This is a genomic window from Nocardia seriolae NBRC 15557 (genome assembly GCF_007990715.1).
GTDB classification, from domain to species: domain Bacteria; phylum Actinomycetota; class Actinomycetes; order Mycobacteriales; family Mycobacteriaceae; genus Nocardia; species Nocardia seriolae.
This window is the reverse complement of the sequence record NZ_BJWY01000242.1, coordinates 1-2575: the sequence shown is the minus strand read 5'-3', so window position 1 is coordinate 2575 and position 2575 is coordinate 1. Positions and strand designations below refer to the sequence as shown.

General features: G+C 62.4%; 4 protein-coding genes. All 4 read left to right on the top strand.

The annotated features are described in order from the left end of the window. A partial coding sequence (locus NS2_RS35410) for a hypothetical protein (RefSeq protein WP_222594913.1) occupies positions 1–593 on the top strand: 593 nt, incomplete at its 5' end. A 290-nt stretch (positions 594–883) separates the two neighbouring features. Further along, positions 884–1216 carry a hypothetical protein gene (locus tag NS2_RS37065; RefSeq protein WP_143161469.1) on the top strand — a complete coding sequence of 111 codons (333 nt, stop codon included), beginning with the start codon at positions 884–886 and terminating at the stop codon, positions 1214–1216. Between the two features lie 91 nt (positions 1217–1307). Then, entirely contained in the window at positions 1308–1808 is a 501-nt protein-coding gene (locus NS2_RS35400) for a hypothetical protein (RefSeq protein ID WP_143161470.1), read from the top strand. A gap of 38 nt (positions 1809–1846) precedes the next feature. Continuing rightward, positions 1847–2134 (top strand): hypothetical protein, encoded by a 288-nt coding sequence (locus NS2_RS35395; RefSeq protein ID WP_143837678.1) that lies wholly within the window; start codon positions 1847–1849, stop codon positions 2132–2134. Positions 2135–2575 lie beyond the last annotated feature (441 nt).

The following is a 2575-nucleotide window of genomic DNA, read 5'->3' as shown; positions in this document are numbered from 1 at the left end:
TTGACTTCGAACCCGGTCGATCGGTATCAGCTCGGCTGAACATCGGCTGCCAATACCTATGGAACCCTCGCAGCTATCCCTTGGAAGGGAGCGAGTTTGTGATGGGTTGGGGTAGCCGAAGGATCCTGACGTCGGTTGATCTGGAGGTCGACCGGAAGTCCGTACTCGAGAAGACCGATTCGATAGTCCGATCCGCTCACCACGTGGTGTCGGAGTTGTTCTGCGACACCGAGGATGACCGCAAACATCTGGCCTTGTTGGCCGCCGCGAAGCGGCCGGCACCGAAGTATTGGGCTGGAGAGCGGGTCGAGGGCGAGCGCTGGCGCCTCGATGCCTACAATCACGCGACGGCGCTCGGGGTAACCGGAGATACCGATGCGGCATTGGAGGTTCTCACCGCAGCGGCTGCCAGGGTGAGAAAGCGCGGAGAAATCCCTGCACCCCCGACGGCGGAGCAGCTCGAACCACTACGACTCGCGATGACAAGCAGTGAGGCGTGCCGCAACTATGTCGACACCGTCGTGCTGACCGGCAGGCAGGCCCTGAAATCGCTCCAAGCACAGCCTGATCCCACGCAATTTCCCTGGTATTGACCCTTCGGGCTGCGCGTTCAAACGCCCGGGTCGCGGCAGAAGCCGATGTCAACACGTCCGCGATGTCCCGCTTTGCCTACCTGGCTCTATGCGCTCGATTCACTACATTTGCTCCATGTCAGAGGAGGCGATCACGAAAATTCGGGCACGCTTCGACGAGCTCGTGCGCCGTGGGTTCGACCCTCACGCCGTGGAAGGTGCCGATGACGGCGAGATCGATACGATGGCAGCCGACCAAAACGCCCCGGCGGTGCCAGCCGCCGTTCGCGAGGTACTGCGCCTGATCGGACGTGACCCAGGACGATTCGAATCGGCTGGAGGCCAGGGCTATCGGGCAATCGGCGTCCGCGCGATCAACGCCGAACAGCGTCAGTTGGCTCAGAATTTCGCCGAGTACGACAGCCCCGCACAGCGATTCCGAACACCTGCTCGTCGTATCTGTGCTCGAGATGGAAGAAGGCTGGTTCTACGAGGTGATCGATGGATCGCAAGTGCGTGAACCCGATCCGCCGGTGTGGTTCGGCAATGACGACGGGTTCCTCGCTGCACCGGTCTACCAGTCGGTGTCGGAGTGGTTCGCCGCGATGTGCGCTGACCTCGAGGGACGCACTCCAGAGTCGTGAGCGCGACTCCCTGGCCGGGTTCGAGCCGCGGTATGCGGTGCGGGTTCCAGCGGTCCTCGTAACGCCCCGCACGGGCAGAAGAGATGACCAAGTGCCCCAGACTCATCGACCGGAATACAGCGGTGGCCGACTGACGACGTACTTCGGATCCAGGCACACGATCGAGGAATTCCAACGGCCGCTGCGACGCCTCAACGGCGACGACCGGTACTCCCTCAACCTCGCTGCCCTGCCTACTCCCGCATGGCCCGACGAACTCACTGAAGCCGACGAGGCTGCGATGGGCCTGCAATACCTGCAATGTGCAGGCGCCGCGGACGCTCTGAGCGTCGAGATCCACATGGGCGTCGATGGAGTTTCGCGGCTGTTCACGCTCGGCCGTCCCGGTGACTACGACGGCGACCCGGAAGTGATCATCCCCTTCCAACGCGGCAACCATGCACCCCGCGCCTACCCCGCCGAGGTGTTCACCGCCGACGAAGCCGCGCAAATATTCTTCACTTACTACAAGACCGGCAGCCTCGACGGCGACTACCACCTCCGAGAAGTCGGCCTCGACGCATTCGACAAGTCCCACGAAGCCTCGCGCTAACCGCGGCGGTGGGCGTCAACGAGAAAGAAGATCGTTCGATGGCCTATGACCAGGAGGAACTCGAGACGCTGGTTCGGCGGCATACCGCCTACGCGACCAGGCTCAGCGTCGAGCAGTTCCCTTCGGGAGCAGTCGATGTCGAGATATGGCTCAACGATCACCTCGGCGTGATCCAAGGCAAGGACAACGAGTGGGGTGCGTCCGTCGAGCGCCCGGCCGAGGAGAAGTTCATGGGTCACACCCAGGTCTTTCGATCGCTGGAAGACGCGCTGATCGCTGTTCGGAGTCTGCTCATCGACGCCCCGGCTGCGGATGAACTCAACTAAAAACCCGAACGAAGCAGGCCGGTTGATGCTGCGGTCAGCCGGTTCGGTCAGCACGGCCAGTAGCAATAGTTTGCGTTCAGGTGACCGCCGCCTGGCCGCAGTGCACAACGCCAAGCCGAGGTGTTGTGGGAGATCACCAGATGGGCAGGCGCCGCGGCAGAAGTAGCGCATACGGAGCGATCGAACGACCCCACCGGCACCAGGAAGTCTCAACACCCGTGCCCCTAATGATTGCGGCTACTCAGGGCGAAATCGGGTTCGATGACCAGCCGCCCAGCAAGAAGATGCTGGTCGGTACTGTTCCCATCTATATCGTGCCCCGCCGAGGGCACCATAAGGCTCGACCATTTCCCCAGGTCGGGCCCGTTCCCCATTCTTGACACCCACCCACCGAATCGCAGAAACCCCAGGTCGCCAGTCGCAGGTTCGCGACCTAGTACT